Origin of the sequence: Gordonia insulae (assembly GCF_003855095.1) — a bacterium.
GTDB lineage: Bacteria > Actinomycetota > Actinomycetes > Mycobacteriales > Mycobacteriaceae > Gordonia > Gordonia insulae.
The window spans coordinates 2,179,886-2,201,686 of sequence record NZ_CP033972.1 but is presented as its reverse complement, the minus strand read 5'-3'; the positions used below and the strand labels follow the sequence as shown (position 1 = coordinate 2,201,686).

At 64.3% G+C, this 21,801-nt stretch carries 21 protein-coding genes; 6 read left to right on the top strand and 15 right to left on the bottom strand.

What is annotated here, in order from left to right:
* From D7316_RS09945 to D7316_RS09930, 4 genes are all read right to left on the bottom strand, one after another.
* Nucleotides 1-1,557 (bottom strand): AMP-binding protein, encoded by a 1,557-nt coding sequence (locus D7316_RS09945; RefSeq protein ID WP_124708142.1) that lies wholly within the window; start codon nt 1,555-1,557, stop codon nt 1-3.
* Between the two features lie 48 nt (nt 1,558-1,605).
* Nucleotides 1,606-2,211 (bottom strand): cysteine hydrolase, encoded by a 606-nt coding sequence (locus D7316_RS09940; RefSeq protein ID WP_124708141.1) that lies wholly within the window; start codon nt 2,209-2,211, stop codon nt 1,606-1,608.
* 8 nt (nt 2,212-2,219) lie between these two features.
* Entirely contained in the window at nt 2,220-2,996 is a 777-nt protein-coding gene (locus tag D7316_RS09935) for an SDR family oxidoreductase (protein WP_005199139.1), read from the bottom strand.
* Between the two features lie 268 nt (nt 2,997-3,264).
* Nucleotides 3,265-4,089 (bottom strand): PaaI family thioesterase, encoded by an 825-nt coding sequence (locus D7316_RS09930; RefSeq protein ID WP_005199140.1) that lies wholly within the window; start codon nt 4,087-4,089, stop codon nt 3,265-3,267.
* A 112-nt stretch (nt 4,090-4,201) separates the two neighbouring features.
* Between D7316_RS09930 and D7316_RS09925 the strand changes: the two genes are divergently transcribed.
* From D7316_RS09925 to D7316_RS09910, 4 genes are all read left to right on the top strand, one after another.
* Nucleotides 4,202-5,284, top strand: coding sequence for a Gfo/Idh/MocA family protein (locus D7316_RS09925; RefSeq protein ID WP_124708140.1), 1,083 nt, complete (start codon nt 4,202-4,204; stop codon nt 5,282-5,284).
* Between the two features lie 345 nt (nt 5,285-5,629).
* The gene (locus D7316_RS09920) at nt 5,630-6,826 is read left to right on the top strand and encodes an amidohydrolase family protein (protein WP_124708139.1); all 1,197 of its coding nucleotides are present in this window, start codon (nt 5,630-5,632) and stop codon (nt 6,824-6,826) included.
* 24 nt (nt 6,827-6,850) lie between these two features.
* Nucleotides 6,851-7,141, top strand: a complete 291-nt coding sequence (locus D7316_RS09915; RefSeq protein ID WP_039880608.1) for a hypothetical protein — start codon at nt 6,851-6,853, stop codon at nt 7,139-7,141.
* Between the two features lie 126 nt (nt 7,142-7,267).
* Nucleotides 7,268-7,846, top strand: coding sequence for a nuclear transport factor 2 family protein (locus D7316_RS09910; protein WP_124711236.1), 579 nt, complete (start codon nt 7,268-7,270; stop codon nt 7,844-7,846).
* A gap of 166 nt (nt 7,847-8,012) precedes the next feature.
* Here the strand turns inward: D7316_RS09910 and D7316_RS09905 are convergent, their stop codons facing one another.
* From D7316_RS09905 to D7316_RS09870, 8 genes are all read right to left on the bottom strand, one after another.
* Entirely contained in the window at nt 8,013-8,954 is a 942-nt protein-coding gene (locus tag D7316_RS09905; RefSeq protein ID WP_232016851.1) for a phosphotransferase, read from the bottom strand.
* 177 nt (nt 8,955-9,131) lie between these two features.
* Nucleotides 9,132-9,977 carry a mycofactocin-coupled SDR family oxidoreductase gene (locus D7316_RS09900; protein ID WP_124708137.1) on the bottom strand — a complete coding sequence of 282 codons (846 nt, stop codon included), beginning with the start codon at nt 9,975-9,977 and terminating at the stop codon, nt 9,132-9,134.
* Nucleotides 9,977-11,425, bottom strand: a complete 1,449-nt coding sequence (locus tag D7316_RS09895; RefSeq protein ID WP_124708136.1) for an aldehyde dehydrogenase family protein — start codon at nt 11,423-11,425, stop codon at nt 9,977-9,979. The genes D7316_RS09900 and D7316_RS09895 overlap by 1 nt, the downstream gene beginning before the upstream one ends.
* Nucleotides 11,426-11,460: 35 nt before the next feature.
* Nucleotides 11,461-12,729, bottom strand: coding sequence for a cytochrome P450 (locus tag D7316_RS09890; protein WP_124708135.1), 1,269 nt, complete (start codon nt 12,727-12,729; stop codon nt 11,461-11,463).
* Nucleotides 12,730-12,756: 27 nt separating this feature from the next.
* Nucleotides 12,757-12,948 (bottom strand): ferredoxin, encoded by a 192-nt coding sequence (locus tag D7316_RS27715; RefSeq protein WP_124708134.1) that lies wholly within the window; start codon nt 12,946-12,948, stop codon nt 12,757-12,759.
* 178 nt (nt 12,949-13,126) lie between these two features.
* Nucleotides 13,127-13,747: a TetR/AcrR family transcriptional regulator gene (locus D7316_RS09880; RefSeq protein ID WP_005199151.1), complete on the bottom strand. Its 621-nt coding sequence runs from the start codon at nt 13,745-13,747 to the stop codon at nt 13,127-13,129.
* Between the two features lie 119 nt (nt 13,748-13,866).
* Nucleotides 13,867-14,217 (bottom strand): nuclear transport factor 2 family protein, encoded by a 351-nt coding sequence (locus D7316_RS09875; protein ID WP_124708133.1) that lies wholly within the window; start codon nt 14,215-14,217, stop codon nt 13,867-13,869.
* 5 nt (nt 14,218-14,222) lie between these two features.
* Nucleotides 14,223-14,792, bottom strand: coding sequence for a TetR/AcrR family transcriptional regulator (locus tag D7316_RS09870; protein ID WP_232016850.1), 570 nt, complete (start codon nt 14,790-14,792; stop codon nt 14,223-14,225).
* Between the two features lie 132 nt (nt 14,793-14,924).
* On the opposite strand from D7316_RS09870, the gene D7316_RS09865 reads away from it, so the two are divergent.
* Nucleotides 14,925-16,157 (top strand): FAD-dependent oxidoreductase, encoded by a 1,233-nt coding sequence (locus tag D7316_RS09865; protein ID WP_124708131.1) that lies wholly within the window; start codon nt 14,925-14,927, stop codon nt 16,155-16,157.
* Nucleotides 16,158-16,476: 319 nt separating this feature from the next.
* Here D7316_RS09865 and D7316_RS09860 read toward each other — a convergent pair whose 3' ends face one another.
* Together D7316_RS09860 and D7316_RS09855 are read right to left on the bottom strand one after the other, a co-directional pair.
* Nucleotides 16,477-17,295, bottom strand: coding sequence for a FadR/GntR family transcriptional regulator (locus D7316_RS09860; protein ID WP_232016849.1), 819 nt, complete (start codon nt 17,293-17,295; stop codon nt 16,477-16,479).
* A gap of 152 nt (nt 17,296-17,447) precedes the next feature.
* Nucleotides 17,448-18,329 carry an acyl-CoA thioesterase gene (locus D7316_RS09855; protein WP_124708129.1) on the bottom strand — a complete coding sequence of 294 codons (882 nt, stop codon included), beginning with the start codon at nt 18,327-18,329 and terminating at the stop codon, nt 17,448-17,450.
* Between the two features lie 165 nt (nt 18,330-18,494).
* On the opposite strand from D7316_RS09855, the gene D7316_RS09850 reads away from it, so the two are divergent.
* Nucleotides 18,495-20,945, top strand: a complete 2,451-nt coding sequence (locus tag D7316_RS09850; RefSeq protein WP_124708128.1) for a CaiB/BaiF CoA transferase family protein — start codon at nt 18,495-18,497, stop codon at nt 20,943-20,945.
* 81 nt (nt 20,946-21,026) lie between these two features.
* Here the strand turns inward: D7316_RS09850 and D7316_RS09845 are convergent, their stop codons facing one another.
* A complete protein-coding gene (locus tag D7316_RS09845) occupies nt 21,027-21,788 on the bottom strand; it encodes an SDR family NAD(P)-dependent oxidoreductase (protein WP_124708127.1) in 762 nt (253 codons plus the stop codon).
* Between the last annotated feature and the right edge of the window lie 13 nt (nt 21,789-21,801).

Genomic DNA, 21,801 nt, shown 5'->3' with positions numbered 1-21,801 from the left:
TCACGTCAGAGTCGCGCGCAGCGCCTTCTTGTCCAGCTTTCCGGTGGGAAGCTTGGGCAGTTCACCGACGGAGCGGAGAGACCTGGGCAATTTGTAGCGGGCCAGGGTCGGCGCAAGGTATTCTCTCAGTCCTTCGAGGGTGAGCCGAGCGTTCGATCGCAGGACCACCACGGCCGTAACCGCTTCGCCCCACCGCTTGTCCTGAACTCCGACGACGGCGCACTCGGCCACATCCGGATGTGCGCTGATCGCATCCTCGACCTCGAGTGAGTAGATGTTTTCTCCGCCGGAGATGATGACGTCCTTCTTTCGGTCGACGAGGTGCAGCAGACCGTCGTGGTCGACGATCCCGATGTCGCCCGTATGACACCAGCCGTCTCGGATCGTCTCCGCGGTGGTGATCGAGTTGTTCCAGTATCCGAGGAACATGGTCTCGCTGCGGACGATGATCTCGCCGGCGGTCCCGGTCGGCAAGTCTTCTCCGTCGTCGTCGACGATGCGTACCCTGTTGCCCGGGAAGGGTATGCCGACCGACGACAGTCGGCGGACCGACCGTTCGCCGTTGTCCCTGGTGTGGAACTCGAACGGTAGTCCCGATGTGATGACCTCTGTCTGGCCGTACATGTTGGTGAAACCGGCGTCAGGCATCGCCGTCATGGCCGCGGCGAGTGTCGAACTCGTGATCGGCGCGGCGGAGTAGACCACGACGCGCACCCCGGTCAGGCGGTGATCGGTCCTGCTGTCGGCTTCCTCCAGAAGTGCCTGGAGCATCGTCGGCGCGAGATGCAGGGCGGTGATGTCATCGGATGCGATGACGTGGAGTGCGTCAGCGGGTTCGAACTGTCTGCGCAGCACACAGCAGCCGCCGCGCGCGTGGAGGGCGAGCCCGATCGCCATGGCGCCGATGTGGAACATCGGCATCACCAACAGCACGCGATCGGACGAGCCCGTCCTCATCTCGTTGTTCGTCGTGAACGCAACACGATGCAACCCGCGCTGTCCAAGCATGCAGCCCTTGGGTTTTCCTGTCGTGCCGCTCGTGTAGATCAGGCAGGCGATGTCGTCGGGTCGCGCACAAAGGGTTCGCGAACGGCCGTCGGCGGACGCCAGGAAGTCCTCGTAGTCCTCGCAGTCGTCAGGTGTCGTACCCGCCAGCGGATCGAGCGCGACGATGACCTCGATGCAGCCGAGGGTTGGCAGCAACTCCGCCACCGATGCATAGCAGTCCGCGTCGACGAACAACACGCGTGGCGCTGCGTCCGCGAGGATAGCGACGACCTCGGCGGGTGCAAGCCGGAAGTTGACCGTGGCCACCACTATGCCGCTGAGCTGCCCCATGGCCAGGACCTCGCCGAACTGGATCGAATTGCGGCCGAACACGGCGACCCGGTCCTGGCGGCAGAGGCCCCGCGCCTCGAGTGCCGCAGTCAATCGGTTGGCGCGTTCATAGAGTTCTCGGTGCGTCCTTACCTGACCGTCGGCCAGGTACGCGGGTTGGTCGCCGAACCGTCTGGCGTTGTCCGAGACGAGGTCTGCCAGACAGACGTCGAGAGTCATTTCGGTGCTCCTGGTGCCAGGTGATCGCTGGTGGTCCGGGGGGGGCAATCAGCGAGACGACCAGCGGGTGATCAGCTTGTCGGTTGTGGTCAGATCGGCAACCATCGCGATCGAATGCCGCAGCGCCATCTCGGCGTATTCAGGTGGCGTGCCGGCGACCGCGTCGCGTGGCACCACCACCCGGAACCCTGACTGCGACAGGTGCCCAGCAGTGAAAGGTAGTGCGACGTTGAGGGATACGCCGACGAGAACCACCGTCGCGATCCCGTGTCCACGCAGCACCGGGATCAGTTCGGTGTCCAGTGTCGGAAAGAGTCCGTGATGGCGCGGGACCACGAGATCGACCGTGTCGAACAACGCCGACACCACCTGCGTTTCGGGGGTCCCATGCTCCCAGTGGGCAGTGGCGGGACCCAGGGATCGCCACAGGCGTGCGGTCCCGGGTATTCGAGCGCCGACGTTGCCTTCGTGCGTCGCGTGGATCACCTGGATGCCACTGGATCGCGCAGTGCAGAGCAGACGCGCGAGCGTGTCGACCAAGATCGTCGAGTCGGCGCCGAGTGCCGGTAACACGGCGTCGGGTCCGAGCACGCCGTTCTGGCACTCCACACACAGTACGGCCGTCGCGGCCGATGAATCATCGCCATTTGTCATGTCGCGCGCTACTTGGGTTGGAACCTCTGAGCGCCGTCGAGCCGCAGTACCTCGCCATTGACGTACCCGTTGGTCAAGAGGAACGTCGCGGCATCGGCGAACTCCTCGGGTGTGCCGAGCCGCTTCGGGTAAGGCACATTGGCGGAGAACTTCGCAATGGCCTCTTCTCCGACGGACTCCATGATGGGAGTCTTCATCGTGCCGGGCGCAATGGTGTTGACCCGGATCCCGACCGAACTCAGATCTCGCGCGGCGGCGAGGGTCAGGCCGATCACGCCCGCCTTCGCGGCCGCATAGGACGTCTGACCGATCTGCCCTTCGTACCCTGCGATCGACGCCGTGAGTACCAGGGCTCCGCGCCCGCCGGAAGCAAGCTCGGGTGCTGTGGCGACAGACGCGGCCACCAATCGGGCCACATTGTATGTGCCGGTGAGGTAAAGATCGATCGTCTTGGTGAACCCACTGAGGTCAGCGGGTGAGCCGTCGCGCTGCACCATTCGTTGGGCCACCCCGAAACCGCCGTGTGCGACGACGCCGTAGCGCAGCTGCCCGAGTTCGTTCGCCTTCTCGACGGCGCTGAGAACGCTCGCTTCGCTGGTGACGTCGGTCTTGACGAACGCTGCTCGCTCCCCGAGTTCCTTCGCGAGCTGCTCGCCCTTCTCCTCGGCGAGGTCGGCGATGACCACGGCCATCCCCTCAGCGTGGAGTCGGCGCACCGCGGCTTCGCCGAGTCCTCCCGCGCCGCCGCTGACTATTGCCGATGCTTCCTCGAATGCCGCGACCATCGTGGTCCTCCAGAATCATGTTCGGTGATAATTAGTTGACGATTATGTCAGATAACTACAGCCGAGGTCCGATGGCAAGCCCATGCGCTTTCGCGCCGGTGCGCCCGCAGGGCCGATTTTGATGCTCAACTGCAGCTTTGGCCAGATTCATTGCTCCTGGGAAGACTGGTGTCAGATCATCTGTGACCGGTGGAAACGTCCCGTCTCGCCACATCATCGAAGCTGCTAGGCGGTGATCTGTACTCCATGTCAACTGGCGCCCGGGGCGTCAGCGATATGCGGTGACTCGAGCGACGAGTGCGACCTTTCCGTCGTCGCCGATTGCGCGCGCGTCGCCCACAGCGGTGCTGCGTCCCACCCGGATCGCCGTGCCCTCGTATCGGGAATTCTCTCCTGCCATGAAGGGGCGGAGGAAGTTCACCCGCAGCGAGGCGGTCTGCAGCTCACCCATATGGCCGTGGTTGATCGCTGCAGACGCAGCGAGTTCGAGGCCGGCTGACGCCACACCGCCGTGCACGATGCCGATGTCATTGTTCAGGCAGGGGTCGGACTTCTGTACCAGGACTTGACCGCCATCCGCTGATCGCGGGCTTACCGCCATGAGGTCGGCGATCGTCGTCGCGGCGGTCCGCTCCAGGGTTTCCTGTGGCCGCGGAGACAGGGTGTCACCTGCGTCGATGAAGAAAGAGCGCACCGTACCCCCGCCGATCACGGTTCCGCGATGGGTCAAAGTGCAGATGCCCAGCGAGGTGGAGCCCGTCGAACCCAGGACGTGCGCGCTCGCAGACACCAGGCCGTCGAGATCCTCGACTGCGGAGAGGTTGAGTTCGAGCGACAGTTCACTGGAGACCGTCCACTGATGTGGTCCACGGCGATGATGGTTCACGATTCCCGCGGCAGCGTCGACGAGTATGGCCAGCGGGCCCACGGTCGGCGCGCCGGTGATCGGATTGCGGTACCGCTCCATCGGCATGGACATCACGGCACTGGCCGCGTTCGGGTCGTCCTCGTCGTACGAGATCCCGAATCGGACCTGAATGTTGTCGGGTGTCTCCAGATCGTGGTCGTCGACCCGCTGTTCTGCCTTGCTCATTTGACAAGGTGTATCACGAGAAAGGCGAATGAGCTGCGTCATCGACAGCGGACCACGCAAAATCTAACATCAGTGTCACAAGACGTATGCATCACTGGACTGAGGAGAGCGCATGGCGTTGAGGGTCGGCATCATCGGTGTGGGATGGGGTGCCCACGTACAGGTACCCGGGTTCCGGGCGGCGCAGGGGTTCGAGCCCGTTGCGCTGTGTGCACGCACACCTCAGCGACTGGAACGTGTCGCGGCGCGCCTCGACATCGATAGCACCTCCACCGACTGGCGGGCATTCGTCGCCCGTGACGATCTCGACGTCATCTCGGTCGCCACCCCCACGGCGTTGCACCACGATATGGCGCTCGCCGCGCTGGACGCGGGCAAGCCGGTGTTGTGTGAAAAGCCTCTGGCCGGTGATCTCGACTCGGCTCGGGATCTTGTCCGCGCCGCCGCCCAGACTGGGTTGCCCACCGCGTGCGGTTTCGAAAATCGTTGGAATGCAGACTGGTTGGCGGTCGCCGCCAAGGTGCACTCAGGCTTTCTGGGGAAGCCCTACCTTGCGCGTGTCAGCCGTAGCGCCAGTTACTGGCATCCGGACCATCCGCCGCAGGCGGCGTGGATGTACGACCGGGATCAGGGCGGTGGCTACTTGGCCGGGATGCTGGTGCACGACATCGACTTTCTGTGCAGCGCGTTCGGCCGCCCGCAGTCTGTGTGCGCCGAAGTGCGCACCAGTGAGCCTGTCCGCGACCTGCCCGACGGTGGGCGCCTCGCGGTCACTGCCGACGACACCGCCGCGTTGCTGATGCGGATGGAGTGCGGTGTGATCGCCATCCTCAGCGTCTCGGTGATGGGTGCCCACACAGACCACTATCGACTCGAGTTGTTCGGCTCTGACGGGACGATCATCGGAGACGGAGGCCTACGGTCGGCCCGATATCGCGCCGGCCTCGCCGGCGACGACGGATTGGCGCCACTCTCGGTTGACGAACGCGAGCCGGCCAACCCCGATGTGTTGCCGAGCGGCCTGGCCGGCCATGCTGCTCGTGCACTGGCGCTGATGCTGCACGATTGGTTGCCCGCGTTCGACGGCGCGCCAAGTGCGGCGCCGACATTCGCAGACGGCCTCCTGTCGCTGGCGGTGATCGACGCCGCGCATCGCTCGGCGACGGGCGAGGGGTGGGTCGACGTCCGTCTCTGATCACGGACGCGCGCGGAGCGTTCACTGCTGTCAGAAGTGACGGAGAATAGTCACTTGAGTTCTGGTCGAATGGACCTCGTTCGTCGCGACCGTGCAGTAATCCATGATGCAGATCAATGCGTGTCGCTCCTCGTTGCTGGCCAAGTTGACTCCGGAAGGGGTGACTTGTTTCCCGGTAGTGCTGGATTGTTGCCTAGATCACGTCTATCCTAATCTGGACGCAGTGTCAGAAACCGGACCGGCCTCAGTAGGTGGTTCCCACCTCGGGCGCTTGCGCGCCGAGATTTGCGGACCAGCGTGAGCCGTGCGTCGGACGTTTACGAACTTTCACGAGCAGGAGGCCCTATGCCACTCCAAGATCACCACCAGATCGTCTCGGTCGACGACCATCTGGTCGAACACCCGAAGGTGTGGCAGGACCGTCTGCCGGCCAAGTATCGGGAGCAGGGGCCGCGGATCATCGAAGTCGACGACAAGCATCTCTGGTCCTATGACGGTGCCGTGTTCCCCACCATCGGTCTCAACGCCGTTGCCGGGAAACCCAAAGAGGAATGGGGCATGGATCCGGTTCGCTACGAGGACATGATTCCCGGGTGCTACGAGCCCAACGCCAGGGTCAAGGACATGGACCTCGACGGTGTGCAGGCCGCCCTGTGTTTCCCATCGTTCCCGGGATTCGGTGGTGGGACGTTTGTGCGCGCGCAGGACAAAGAGCTGGCGTTGCTGTGTGTGAAGGCGTGGAACGACTTCTACATCGATGAATGGTGCGCGACCGCGCCCGATCGCTATGTGCCGATGTCGATCCTGCCGGTGTGGGATATCGAGGCGACGGTTGCCGAAGCCAAGCGGACGATCGCCAAGGGCTCACGCACGGTCTCTTTCCCGGACAATCCCATCCCGATGGGCCTGCCGTCGTTGCACTCTGATCATTGGGATCCGCTGTGGGCGGTACTCAGCGAATCCGGTGTCGTGGTGTCGCAACATTTCGGCTCCGGGTCGTTCGTCCCCGGATTCTCCTTCTCGTCGATGGCTCCCGTGGCCGGGCAGATGGCGATGCCGGATGCTCCGTTCGCGGTTGCCATCACGTTGTTCTCATCCAATCTGATGTGGACCACTGTTGACTGGCTCTTCTCCGGAAAGCTGCAACAGTTTCCGGATCTGCAGATCTCGCTCGCCGAAGGCGGCGTCGGCTGGATTCCGTATATCCTCGAGCGCGCTGACTTCGTCTGGGATCGGCACCGCTACTACCAGAACATCGACTTCGACGCGCGCCCCTCGGATCTGTTCCGCAAACACTTCTGGGGCTGCTTCATCGACGACGAGCACGGTCTCAAGAACCGCCACGAGATCGGCATCGATCGCCTCACATTGGAGATCGACTTCCCGCATTCCGACTCGAACTGGCCCAACTCGCGTAAGCGGGCTGCCGAGGTGCTTCGAGATGTCCCGGACGACGAGTGTTCGCTGATTGTCGAGGAGAACGCGCGGCGGATGCTGAACTTCCCCCGCGTCGACGTCCGCGACCCGGCAATCGTCCTCTGAGATACGCACCGTAGGGGAATGGGCATGAGTGACAGTGATTCCGGTCCCGATGCACCGCAACGCGAGGAGGCCGAAGACCACGATCTGCTGACCTACGGCGAAGCCGGTGTGCGAGTGTTCGCAGAGGTGGGCAAGCAGAAGGATCTGCTTGCCGAGATGATCGCCGCCGGCGCTGATGAGGCTGCGATAGTGCGGGCCCGGCAGCGTCTGTCTGCGCTGGAAGACGCGCAGGAGCGCAACCGTAGGCAGCCCATCAACGACGAGAACTTCGAGTCGTTCTTCGGATACCCCGGAACGGCTCGACGCAACACGTGAACGAGCCGTGCCGGCTTGTCACTTTCGTGACAAGCCGGCACGCAGCCGGTCCTGGCCTGTTCGGTGCCGTTGGTGAAGCGGACGACCACTGAGTTCAGGACCTTGACATCGAAAGTAGGAACGCAGATGGCGGATCGAGCTGAAGTCGAGGAAGCATTCAAGGAGTACGTCAGGGTCGGGCTGGTCGGTGAGGACTGGGAAGCATGGACGAAGCTGTTCACCGAGGACGCCACCTATTTCGACCACTTCTACGGCACGTTCACGGGGCACGACGAGATTCTGCGCTACATCGAGGGCACGATGGGTGCGGCGCCGCACGTGTACAGCGTGCTTGTCTGGTACAACGTCGACGGAGATCGTGTCGTCTACCAAATCGTCAATCGGGCAGACAATCCCGAGCCGGGTGCACCCCCGATCGACTTCCCCTCGTGGCAGGTCATCCAGTATGCCGGCGACGGACGCTGGAAGTCCGAGGAGGACATCTGGGTGATGGGTGAGATGAAGACATTCGCACGCACATACTCCGAGGCCGCGCTTCGTCATCCCCAGTCGCTTGACGAGCGCCTCAGCCGGAAGGACTGGGGGCCATGGGTTGACTGGGCGCGCCCGGAGCCCGGTCACGTGGCGCGCCCGTCCTGGTACGACCGCCCTGACTGGAAGCCATTGGCCTACAACGATATCGACTTCGGAATACGCAGTCACTGATCGACGTGGATACGAGTTGGGTCCAGTTGTGTGAGCGCGCTGTGATTGCGTTCGCTGAACTTCGGGCGGAGTCGAGTATGTTACCTGCCACTGTGAGGGACCCGCATGAGCGTCCGTCACATCATCGCCTCCGGCCGACGGCAGATACGACGGGTACGGACCCAGCTCAGCGGAGTCCGGAAACCGCGTCGGCGGTGTGGAGATCCTCGATCGCAATGCATGCACGCCGCCAGTCGGCTTCGGCGTTGTCGGGTGCTTGCAGTCCTGGCCAGGCAATCGTCATCGCCGTCGCATCCCACGCCTCCGCGGCGTAGACGCGATACTGATCGAACGCAGTCGCCGCATCTGGCACACCAGGTGTCCCGGCTGATCGAAGACCGTCCAGGTAACGGTCGATCAGTTCGCGTTCGTGGGCCCGGCGTGTCCCCGGCTCGAGTCCGGTCACCATCCAGTAGGTGACCTCACGCATGCCAGGGCCACGCCAGATGACCTGCCAGTCAAGCAGTCCCGAGCGACCGTCGGCGCGGGAGAAGGTGTTGCCCAGGTGAGAATCGCCGTGCAACAACGTAAGCGGCCCGGTTTCGAAGGCGCGGTAGAAGGCGTCGGCATTGCCGTCGAGAGCCGAGACCAGGGCCTTCGCAGCGGGTCCGGCTTCGGGGCGGTCGAGCTTCAGGGCGGCGTGGCGACCGCGCGAGTAGAAACGATTCAGGAACTGGCTGCCCGGCCGCGTGCTCCACGGGCGTACCCAGTCGAGGTCCGTGGCGAAGCGCGAGCTGTCCCAGAATGTCGAATGCGGCCTGGCGAATGCGTCGATCAGTCCGCGCGCGTGGTCGATGGGACACGGGTCGGCCAGGGCGTACGGCCGCCCGCCTTCGGCGACCAGATGCTCCAGGACCATCAGGAATCGGGCCCCGCAACCGGCTCGCGCATACCAGGCGCGCGGAGCCACATCGCCGAGCGCTGGTGCGAGCTCGTCGTAGAAGCGGACCTCGTTGACGGCCATGTCGAGGGTGCCGACCATGACCCGGTTCTTGGCCGATAACGGCGTGCTCTTGATGAAGACGTTCTCCGGCAGACCCGCCGATTTCCCTGTGTCGTTCCACGCCACCGCGAGTCGGACGCGATCGGTGGTGCCGGTGGTCCCACCGATCGGTCCGGGTGTTGGTCCGCAGACGTGTTGATCGGGCAGATGAGGGACGTGGCATTGGTGATCGTTGTCCTTAGAAAGACGAATGCCTGGCTTCGTGGGCCGCCGAGTGCCCACGGAGCCAGGCGGGACGATGCGTCAGCGCACGGTGAATCCGGCGTCGAGCGCCCATTCGGTGCCGGTGATGAACTGTGCCTCGTCGGAGACCAGGAAGGCGACCGCGTTGGCGATGTCCTCGGCGTCGAGGATCGAGATCGGTAGTGCGTTCTGCATCGCCGAGATGTTGCTGCCGATCTCGGCGGCCTTCTTGGCCATCGCCTCGTTCATCGTCATTCCCGAGATCACCCCGGTGGGATGGACGGTGTTCACGCGGATCATCTCTGGTGCATACTGATTCGCCAACACCTGCATGTATCCGACCAGGCCGCGCTTGGCGGCGGTATACGCCTGCGGGCTCGCATCCGGTGACGCGGTGCCCTTCAATCCTGCCGATGACGATGTCAGCACGATCGAGCCGCCCCGGCCACCCGCACGCAACTCGTCGATTGAGGCTCGGACGGCGTTGAAGGCGCCGGTCAGGATGACATCGAGGGTGTCCCGCCACTCCTGCTGCGGGTTCTCCTCGTCGGCATAGCGGATCATGCCTGCGTTGGCGATCACGATGTCGACCCGGCCGAACTCGGCGAATCCCGCGTCGAAGGCGGCCTTGAGTGCGCGGAAGTCGCGCACATCGGCCACCCCGGCGTGCATCCGTCGTCCCTCGTTCTCCACGAGTTTCTTGGTTTCCTCGAGCTCATCGAGCGTCGCACACGGATAGTCGAAAGTCGCCATGTCCGCACAGATGTCGACGCCGATGATGTCGACGCCGAGCTGCGCGAGACGAACTGCATGCGCGCGTCCCTGGCCGCGCCCGGCGCCGGTGATGAACGCGACGCGGCCTTCCAGCGAGCCGACCGGTAGCTTCTGTCCTTCGAGATTCAACATCAGACCAATCCCATTCCCACACTCTTGACACGGAGAAACTCTTCGATTCCGGCGCGGCCGCCTTCCTTGCCGACACCGCTGATCCCGATCCCACCGAACGGACGATGGACCGCGAGATTCATCGCGCCGTTGATGAGTACCTCGCCGGTTTCCAGCTCGGCGGCGATCCTGGTTGCGCGCGTGAGGTCCCGCGTCTGGATGTAACCCGACAGACCGTATTTGGTGGAGTTGGCGATCTCGATCGCCTCGTCATCGGTGCGGAACTTCGTGATGGCGAGCACCGGACCGAAGACCTCGGTCTGGGCCAGTTCGGATGCCGGGTCGACGTCGGCGAACACGGTCGGCTCGATGAAGAAGCCCTCGCGCTCCATGCGCCTTCCGCCGTGGAGCAGGCGTGCACCGTCGGCCTGGGCTCGCTCGATCATGCCCATGATCCGCTCGACGGCCGCCTCGTTCACGACCGGTCCGGTCAGCGTGGCGGGGTCGAAAGGGTCACCGGGGGCGATGGACGCCGCCGTGGCGAGGACGCCGTCGAGCACCTGGTCGTAGACGGACTCCTGGACGAGTAGTCGGGTGGGGAACGCGCATCCCTGACCGGTCATCAGCCCGACCGACATGAATGCGGCGTGTTGGCAGGCCGTTGCCAGATCGGCATCCTCGAGCACGATATTCGCGGACTTGCCACCGAGTTCGAGGACGACCGGCTTCATCGACGGTGCGCAGGCCTCGAGAATCCGGGTGGCGGTGACGGGACCACCGGTAAAGGACACCTTCTTCACCAGGTCATGGGTGACGAGCTGATGCCCGGCTTCGGCGGTGCCCGGCAGGATGTTGACCACGCCGGGTGGGATCCCCGCCTCCTCCACCAGGTCCATGAACAATTCGGGTGCGAAGGGCGTCATCTCGGACGGTTTGACCACCACGGTGTTGCCGGCGGCGAGCGCGGCCGGCACCTTCATCGCCAACGAGATGAGCGGTCCGTTCCAGGTGATCACGATGCCGATCACGCCGTACGGCTGTCGTAGTGTGTAGCCCAGCTCGGAGTCCTGTAGCGGTTGGCCGGTCACCTCACCGGCGATCTTGTCTGCCCAACCGGCGTAGTAGCGGGTCCACTCCGCCGAGATCCCGATGCCGCCGGCCGCCAGGGACATCGGCATCCCGTTGTCCAGCGCCCCGCGGCGTGCGAACTCGTCGGCGTTGGCATCGATCAGGTCGGCCAGCTTCATGAGCATGCCGCGCCGGATGGCCGGTGGTGTCCGTCGCCACGAGTCGTATGCGGTGTGGGCGGCCCCGACGGCACGATCGACGTCATCCTTGTCGGCCAGGGGGATTCGGGCATTGACCGTTCCGGTGACGGGGTCGACGTGGTCGAAGAATCCGCCAGAGCCTTCGGGGAGCTTCTCGCCATTGAGGCGTAGGTGTACCGGTGGTGGTGTGCGATCGGTCATGTGGTTCTCCTGTTCTGCGGTGGATCAGAGTTCGATCAGAGGGTGAGCGCGGGGTTTCCACCGACGTCGGAGCCCTCGCGGACGCCGGCGGTGAAGGTGGTGGGCAAGTTGACCCAGCCGTTGACCACACCGATGGAGCGGAATGGTTCGGCATCATCGGAGATGTGAAAATCGGGCATCCGACGCAGGATCTCCTCGAGAACCACGCGGAACTCCAGTCGCGCCAAGTTCGATCCGAGGCATCGGTGCACGCCGATGCCGAAGGACTGATGCCGGTTGGGGAATCGGTCCAGTTCGACCTGGTCGGCATCAGGGAACAGTGCCGGGTCGAAGTTCGCCGACGCCCAGGACAGGAAGAGCCGTTCGCCCTTGCGGATCTGCTGGTCGCCGATCACGCAGTCGTGCGTGGCCGTGCGCGCGAGTCCCTGCACCGGAGAGAAGAAGCGCAAGAACTCCTCGGTGGCCTGTGGAATCAAGCCAGGATCCGCGGCGAGCCGTTCGCGCTCATGTGGATTCGCCTCCAGCCATCGCAGCACACTGCTCAACAGGCTGCCGGTGGTGTCGACGCCGCCGAAGATGACCAGGCTGATGATCTCGAGCAGGCGCTGATCAGACATCGGCTCGCCGTCGATCTCTGCGTGGACCAACGTGGAGATGAGGTCATCGGTCGGATTCTGGCGGCGCGCCGAGATGGTTTCGGTGACCGTGACGAAGAGCTCCATGAGCCTCTGCGCGGCGTCGTCGGCAGCGAAGTTGCCATCGGGATCAGGTGGGGTGTGGACCATCTCGTGAATCGTGTCGGAGAAGCTGCGCCAGTCCTCGGTCGGCAGACCGAGCACGGACAGGGTGGTGATGGCCGGCACGGGATTGAGGACATCAGCAACCAAATCGCAAGTGCCGCTATCGATGACCTGATCGATACAGTAGGTGGTCGCACTGCGGATGTAGTCTTCCCATTCGGCGATCACCGCGGGGGCGAAAGACCGGTTCAACAGCCTGCGGTATGCCGTGAACTCCGGGGGGTCCATCTCGATGGGTACCTGCCGGATCGGGCCGGCTGGAATCGTTGCGCCGGTGTGGGTGCCGTCGTCGAGTTCTTGGTACGAGGAGAATGCTGCGTCGTCCTTGGCGACTGTCGCGATGTCCTCGTAGGAGGAGAGAACCCAGAATCCGCCGTGCGCGTCGGTATGGGCAACCGGGCACGCAGCACGGTTCTGCTCATTGATCTCGCGCCAATGGCGCGCGTAATGCTCGGAGTGATGGTCGAAGTCGATGCTGGGGATGGCGGGGATGTCGGTCGTCATGGACACCTTCTCTGGAGTGATCAGGAATCAATCAACAAGGGAGACTGCTCTTTCCGGGCAGGACAGCCGCATCCGTCGCGCGGCGTCGATGAGGTGGTCGGGGAGCGTCTCGTGGTGGGGTACGGCGTGGCCCTCGTCGTCGAAATCAACGAGTGCTGGTGCCGTCACGCTGCACACCGCGTGGCCCTGGCACGCGCTCGGCTCGATCGACAGTCTCATTCTCGACCTCCGGTCGATCGAAAAACAGATTAATAGGTCATCTGTATGGTGTGGATCACAGTCACAATATACGGAACGGGAATCGTCCGCAAGTGTTTTGTGTAGACAGTGTCCCGCGTCGGAAACGCGTTTCGTGAGTTCGGTGATGGAAGGTGGATGTGTCGCGCGGCGGTGCCGCTCAGTCTCGAGCGTGTTCTGTGGATACTCCGTTGAGGAGCAGGTCGACCAGAGGCGTCACGTGCTCGATGGCCGAGTCACGGGCCGCGGTGCGGTCGGCCGGGGCCATTGCGAGGACGTGCATGAAGACGGCTCCGAACAGGCATTCGGCGAGTGCGGCGGCTGAGGCGCCGGGTGACAGCGCGCCGCGTGCGACATTGCGCTCGAAGAAGCGGGCCACTGCTTCTCGGTGCGCCAGCACTATTCGCTCGTAGAACTGCGCGAGCGGCGCGGTGTTGTCGGCGGCGTCCACGGCAATACGCAAGGTGGCCCATCCCGCCGGGTCCAGAAAGTGGCACATCAATTCGGCTGCCAGCGCGATCGTGTCGGACCGAAAGTCGCCCTGATCGACCGTCTCCGTCACTGGTTGTGACCGAGCCTCCAGCGCATCGACCAAGAGACCTTCCTTTGACTTCCAGCGCCGGTAAAGGGCCGCCTTCCCGACTCCCGCACGGCGCGCGACGCCGTCCATGGTGAACGCCGCCCAGCCGGTGCGGCTGTACTCGAGCAGGGCCGCCTCGGTGATTCGTCGCGTGACCTCCGGGTCGCGCGGCCGCCCTTGCGTGTTGTCAACCGCAGTCATGCGTCCATCCTCCCAGTCAGACCTCGGCACCCGAGACATCCATCACGGACGGCTCCCGTATCGTAAGTGTTGCCGTGGCAAGCGCACCGGTTGTCGACTGGCGTATCGATCAGCGCACGTCACATCTGGCTGCGACCGCCCGCATTCCAGTAGTCCCGATTGTTCACGATCTTGCCGTCGCGAGTCGCGCCGACCGATGATCCACGCAGGCCCGCGGGCCGCATGATCCACTCCGTGGCGAAGGCGTCGTCGGTGACCACGCTGTTCACCACTTCGTAGGTGGTTCCCGGGGTGAGTGCGATTGCGTGTTCGACGAATTCGCGTGCCTGCTCCGGTCCCGATGCGACGTGGGCCATCGGCACATCCTCCAACACGATGTCGTCGGCGAACCAGTTCACGATTTGATCGACGTCTGCCGAATCCCATGCGGCGTAGTAGTCGGTCACCCAGTTTGTGGTTTTGTCGGTCACGTCGGTCAACTCCCTTGTCGTGGTACATGTCCAGTGAAAATGCAGTCCAATGATGCGATCAATGGCTCGGTCTGCACCCGCTCCGGCGCCGAGATCCCGGCCGCGGCCAGAGATGGGTGGATGGCGTCGCTCTGGGCCATCTGCCGCGTTGAGAGCCAACCCACGTACAGAAAATAGGTCGCGGCGAAGATCTCGACGCATTCCTGCTCGCCGAACCCGGCGCCTCGCAGGATGTCGAGTGCGGTCTCGGTGAGTTTACTTGCCGCCGGAGACTTTCCAGTCGCCGTCAGCGCTCGGGCGCCGGTTCCGGGGTAACGGAGGAAGGTTCTGTCCATGGCCAGGACGAGTTCGATGTATTGATCCTGCCACGAGGTCGACGGGTCCAACCGTACCGTGATCTCGCGTGCCACCGCCTCGACGACGAGTGTTGCCAGATCGCGCTCGCCACGGAGGTGGTAGTGAATTGCCGGCGGTGTGACTCCGCATTCGTCGGCGACGGCGCGCACCGTCAGTGCGTCCAGGGACGAGCGCTCGACCACGCGTAGCGCTGCATCGAGAATGTCGGCGGTTGCCAACGGTGCCGATTGGACTCCGCCGCGCTGCCTTGGCATCGCACCTCCCGTATGTCCTGATCTCAAGGGGGACTTCCATTAATTATGGGTAAATGCTATCCATTTAGTGACAGTAAATCAACGGATTGGGTCAGCATGAAGACTGATGTCGTCATCGTCGGCGGAGGAGTCGCCGGCAGCGCGCTCGCGGCCAGACTTGCTGCCGCGGACGTGGGTGTCGTGGTCCTCGAGCGGGAGTCGTCCTACCGCGACATGGTGCGGGGAGAAGCGATCGTTCCGTGGGGGTTCCTCGAGGCGGCCGCACTGGGTGTGGATGGCGCAATCATGGACGCCGACGGCGTCTCCGTCATCACACGCATGGTCCCGTACGACGCCGCGCTGACCGTTTCGGGCGCACAGGAGTTGGCTACGGACCTGTCGGATGCGGTACCGGGCGCACCGGGAGTGATCGGGATCGGTCATCCGGAACTACGCGAGGCCCTTGCCGATGCCGCGGTGAAAGAAGGTGCCACCCTCTACCGCGGTGTTCGCAGATCGACGGTTCGGGCCGGGGACAGTCCGGTCGTCACGTGCGAACTCGATGGGCGCACCGAAGAGATCTCATGCCGGTTGATCATCGCGGCCGACGGAAAGTTCTCGACGACGCGCGCTGCGCTTGGTGTCGAGATGGCGTCGACTCAGGCGCGCGTGAAACTCACCGGGATGCTCGTCGACGACGCCGGAGTCTGGGATCGGCGTGTGACGACGATCGCCGTGGACGGACGCAACCAGTTCATCGTGATTCCACGAGCCGACAACCGTTTGCGTCTGTACGTGGGTCGGCACGTTGACGATCCGGAACCGCTGACCGGACGTGAGGCGATCACCGCCTTCCTGGAGGCGTACCGCACCCCGATCTTCCCGGATTCGGACCGTCTCGCCGAGTCGACACCTGTCGGACCTTGTGCAACTTTCCCGATGTGCGATTCGTGGACCAGCACACCGGCGATGCCCGGCGCCGCCCTCGTCGGCGACGCTGCCGGGTGGAGCAACCCGGTGACCGCGCAGGGGCTGAGTATCGGTCTGCGTGATGCGCGTGTGTTGTCGGAGGTGCTGCTGGACAATCAGCGGTGGGGTCCGGAGGTGCTTGCGGCCTATGCAGTGGAACGGACCGAGCGGACGAGACGACTGCGTTTCAGCACCGCACTGGCTGATCTCGTCAGCGGATTCGGAATGTCGGATCGGGATACCCGCCGGGCACGGGTGCTCAAACTGCTCGCGCGCCGGCCCGAACTGGGCCAGGCGCTGACCGCGATACACGCAGGACCGTGGAGTATCGGCGAGGAGGCATTCGGACCGGACATACTGACCACTCTTGCGCTTGCGTGAGATGCGATGTGCGGTCTGCATGGTTCCGCCACGGGGCGGCCGTTGACAGCGTGATCTGCAGCGCGTGCAGCACATCTCGGGGAGAATCGGGGATTGGTGGTCGCCACAAGCGCGAACAGCCCTGCGCCTCGAGCGCGACATCGCGCCATAGCCGGTATGTCTACACCTCGTACTCCCGCAACTGTTGGGCCGCGGTGGATCGAGCAACCTCCTGGTCGACAGCATCGGCAAATCGGTCTTCGAATACGTACAGGCCCGGCTCGTCGAGGTGCCGGTCGACCTTCTCTCGACATCGCCGTGATCGGACCGCGAGCCCGGTTCAACTGAAGAGATCGACGAGCGGCATGTTCTGCGGATCGAACATGAACAGGTATTTGGCGGCGATCTGCATGTGGGACCGCCAATGCTTTTCGGCGCCGTCGCCGTCCCGTGCTTCGATCAGGCGAACCATTTTCCGGTAGGAGCGCAGAGTCTTGTCGATGCTCGGCGGTTGCGCCTGTTGCTCCCGGCTCATCCCCTGAGAGATGGTGCGGGCCAGGTGGGTTTCCACGATGTCGGCGAGCACGGCGCCCTGCACCGCGAGGGTCTTGTTGCCGCATCGCTGCAGGAGTAATTCGTGAAATCGGTATGTGGTCGCGCTCCACTGAGACATGTCCGGTGTCTGCTCCGGAGCGGACTTGATCAATGAGGAGAGCTTGGCGACCACTTCTTGCAGGTCAGCGAGATCCTCGTCGGTTCGGATCCTGGCCAGCATGCCGGCACAGACCGGCTCGGACACCATGCGCGCCTCATAGACGTCCTGGATCGTGGTGCCCTGAAGTTGTAGGAGCAACGCGACGTGTCGCGCGGCGACCATCGGGTCGGGCGCGAGAACCTGTGCTCCGCCGCGGGCACCGCGGCGTACTCCGATGAGGCTCTCCGCTTCCAGAATCCGGAATGCTTCTCGCAGCGTTGGCCGCGACACCCCGAACTGCTCCATGAGCTGCATCTCCGGGGGTAGAGTCTCGCCGGGGGTCAGCTCACCTCTCACGATCTGGCGACGCAGATGTCCGGCGATGAGTTCGGCGGTCTTGGGGGCGCGCATCACCGTGCCGACCCGCGGGGCCTCGGCGGACGATCCTGTAGCTGTGACAGACATGTAGATAAATGTACCGTTTATAGGTGTCACACATTCGGGTCTCCGCCCGGTGTCGTGAATCGTCGCACCTTGGTCGGTCTCCCATGTCGCACACACCACGAGTCCGGGTGCGGATTCTCGGCCCGGCATCGGTCACGGGATCTGCATGATTGTCAGGACCGGACCCGGATGAGTCCCTCCTGCATCGTCGTCGCACACAGTCGGCCGGTCCCGTCGAACATCTCCCCGCGACACAGCGCGCGGCTCGAACCCGCCCATCGCGAGTCCTGTTCGTACAGGAACCAGTCCTCAACCGACAGCGGCGCGTGAAACCAGATCGAGTGACTGACGGTCGCGAACTGGAGTTCGCCGCCCTGCAGCGTCAGCTGGTGCGGCCCGAGTGCTGCGGAGAGCAGCAGGAGGTCGGAGATGTAGGCGAGTGCGGCATTGCGGTCGGCCGACGTCGTGCCCACACGGCGCCGCGATCGCAGCCAGACGCTCTGTCGGGGGTCCACGCGATGGCCACGCGCGGCCGAGGATCGTGCCGGCAACATCGGGAACCGGGCGTCCACATCGATGCTGTCGGTCAGCCAGCGGACCCACTCCAGGTTCTCGGTATCGTCGGCGAACATCTCCTCGGGGGTGGGAAGGGTCTCGGGCCGAGGTGCGTCCAGCCGTGGTACCTGGTGTTCCAACCCTTTCTCCGGCCGCTGGAATGACGCGGTCATGGTGAAGATGACCCGACCGGCCTGGGACGCCCGGACGTGTCGGGAGCTGAACGACCGGCCATCTCGGCTCTCCTCGACCTCGAACTCCACCGGGACGGTGGTGTCGCCGGGGAGCAGGAAATGCATATGTGCCGCATGGATGTCGCGATCGGCCGAAACCGTTCGGTAGGCGGCGAGCACGGATTGGGCGGCGACCTCACCGCCGTAGGTGCGCGTCGGCGGACCCGGGCTGACGCCACCCCGGAATCGCAGAGGTCCGACCTCCACGAGCGCGATCCGCTCCGGGATCGGTCGGCTCAATGCGTCGTGCGTAGTCTCGACTGCCACGGAACCAGTATAATCAGTTAAATGTATATGGGACGACTCTCGGTAGCCGTCTCCGGTCACGAAATAGTTTAATGAATTAGTCGAAAATCCTTGCGCCATCCGTGCCCGATTGGGCAGGATGAGTGGCACCGATCACAGTCCGACGACCGAAGTGAGAGCTCCACGATGAATGTGACCCCCGATCCTGCTGTCGCACCGCTTGCCGGACTTCGCGTCGTCGACCTGTCGAGCACGCTGCCCGGCGCTCAGTTCAGTCAGTTCTTCGCCGATGCCGGAGCCGACGTGATCATGGTGGAACCTCCAGGTGGCAGCCCCGTGCGTGACTATCCGGGTTGGCCGGGGCTGCTGCGCAGCCGCCGCAGCATCACCCTCGACGTCCACGACGACTCCGACCGTGACGTGCTTCGTGGCTTGCTGGCGGAAGCCGACGTCATGGTGAGCACCATGCGGCCCTCGACCGCCGAGCGTCTCGGAATGACCGCAGAGCGGCTCTCCGCCGACTATCCGCGCCTCGTGGTCGCCAGCATCACCGGCTGGGGCTCCAACAGTCCGTGGAGTCACTACAAGGGCTACGAGGGTCTGGTCATGGCGAAAGCGGGCGTGTTGCACAACAAACGTCAACTCACCTCGCGGCCGGGTCCCGCGTATGTGTCCGTGCCGTATGCGTCGTGGGGTGCGGCACAGTGTGCTGTGCACGGAGTGCTCGCCGCGCTGCATGAACGCGAACGCAGCGGCCACGGGCAGGTGGTCGAGTCCAATCTCGTACTCGGGATCGGCGCGATGGACCCGTACAACTGGTTCTACGAGATGGTCTTGGAACGCTACCCAGGGGCATACACGCCTCAGGATGTGGCCTACGACGATCAGGGCAGGCCCGCTGCTCCGCTGCTGTTCGCCCTGCTCATCGCACCGAGCAGCGACGGCACGTGGCTCCAATTCGCCCAGACCGCACCACGATTGATGCAGGCGTGGCTCACCGAACTCGGTCTCATCGAATGGCTGGCCGATCCGAAATGGAAGGGCTTCCCGGTCCTCGAGGATCCGGACCTGCGCCAGGAGTTCTGGTGGGAGATGATCTCGCGTGTGGGGCAGCGGAGCCTTGCCGAGTGGCAGGAGGCCTTCGAGCGCAACCCCGATGTCAGTGCCGAGGTCTTCCGCACGCCGACAGGCGCGTTCGAGCATCCGCAGGTGGTGCACGAAGGTCGGGCGATCACCGTCGAGCATCCGGTACTGGGGCCGGTCAAGCAGCCGTCCACCCAGATACAGGTGAACGGGCGCCCGCTCACCGAGCCGACCGCGGCGCCAATGCCCGGCGACCACAGCGCCGAGCTCCGTGCGCTCGCTGCCGCGGCGACCCCGCTCGGTAGCTCTACGGACGCTTCATCCGGGCTTCCTCTGGACGGAATCACCATCCTCGAGTTCGGCGTGATGTTCGCCGGGCCGTACGGTGCGACCCTGCTGACCGACCTCGGTGCGCGGGTGATCAAGATCGAGGAGGCCGGTGGCGACAACATCCGTGTGCTGGTGCCGTTCCCCGAGGCAGGTGGCGCGAAGGTGTTGCAGGGCAAGGAGAGCGTCGTGGTGGACCTCCGCTCGGAGGAGGGGCAGGCGATTGTCCACGAGCTCGTCAAGGGCGTCGACGTCGTGCTCCAGTGTTTCCGTGCCGGCGCCGCCAAGCGGACCCGTGTCGATGAAGAGACGCTGAAGTCCATCAAACCCGACCTCGTCTACATCAGCGCAGTGGGTTATGGCGTCGACGGCCCGTACGGCGCACGACCGGCATACGCACCCTCGGTCGGTGCGGCAATGGGATTGGCGTCGGTCGACGGCCGGGGGCGCAACGACACGCCGCATTCCGACGAGGAGATCCGCAACGGAGCGCGCACCTTGCACGCGGCCAACGCTGTTCCGGTAGCTCAGGCCGATGGCGTCGCAGCGCTCGGGGTGGCGTCAACGATCATGCTCGGCCTCTACGCCCGCGATCGCGGCACGTCGATGGACGGCATCACGACGACCATGCTGGGTTCGGCTCTGGGCGCGCTGATGCACCTCAACAACGAGTACGACGGCGCCACCAGTCTGCCGGTCGTGGACGAGGGCTTCTGGGGGATTCATGCGCTCTACCGCATCTATCCCGCCGAGGATGGCTTCGTGTTCCTGGCAGCTCCGAAGGAGTCGGAGTGGGCCCCGCTCGTCACGGCGCTCGAACCCTACGTCGATCTCGGCGGCGATGCCCGCTTCGCCACTTTCGAGGCGCGCCGCGAGCATGATGCCGAACTGACAGAGGTACTTGCCGGGATCTTCGGGAAACGGGCAAAGCTCGAGTGGGAGAACGAGTTGCAGTCCCAGGACGTGGGCTGCGTCGAGGTCACCGAGCGCAACTCCGAGGGCCTGCTGCAGAGTGACGAGTACTATGAGGCGGGCTACAGCGTCGACGCCGTGAGCCCGATCTTCGACGAACACCGTCGGATCGCGCCGGTGCTGCATTTCTCGCGGTCGGCCACCAAGGCCGATGCCGGCTGCACCATCGGACAGCACACCGATTCCGTGCTCGGCGAATTCGGTTACTCCGCAGAGCAACTCGGCGATTTTCGAAAACGAGGTGTCATCGCCTGACAGCGGGGATCGGCGCCGATGCAAAGCGCCTCGCCCGGAACGATTAGGGCGAGGCGCTTTGCTGTGTTCTCGCGCTACGAGTCAGCGCGGGGCGAAGCGCATGCCGGCGTCGAGTCGCAGGCACTGGCCGTTGAGCATGGCGTTCTCGGCGATCGCGGCGGCGAGCTTGGCGTACTCCTCTGGCTGTCCCATCCGCTTGGGGAAGGCGTTGCCGGCGACGAGTGGACCGACCATGTCCTCAGGCAGTCCGGCGACCGCACCGGTGTTGAACAGGCTCGGCGCGATCGCCAGAACCCGGATGCCGTACGACCCGAGGTCGCGAGCCATCGTCAGCGCCATACCCGCGATGCCGGCCTTGGCCGCACTGTAGGCGACCTGCCCGATCTGTCCTTCGAACGCGGCGATGGACGATGTGTTGATGATGACGCCACGCTCGCCGTCTTCGTTCGGATCGGACTGGGCCATGTGCGCGGCCTGCAGTCGATTGAGGTTGAACGTGGAGATGAGGTTCAGATTGATGACGCTGGTGAAGGCGTCGAGCGCATGTGGCCCGTCCTTGCCGAGTGTCTTACCGACGATGCCGCCGCCGGCGGTGTTGACCGCAATGTGTAAGCCGCCCAACGATGTGACGGCTTGCGCGAGCTGCGCCTCGATGCCCTCGTGATCGGTGATGTCGCCTTCGATGAATGCTCCGCCGATCGCGGTGGCGACTTCCTCACCGGCGCCGCCCGGGCGGTCGATGATCGCCACCTGGGCCCCACGTTCGGCGAGCAGTTCGGCGCTGGCCCGGCCCATGCCCGAGGCGCCTCCGACGACGACGGCGAGTTTGCCTTTGATCTCCATGTGATGTGTCTCC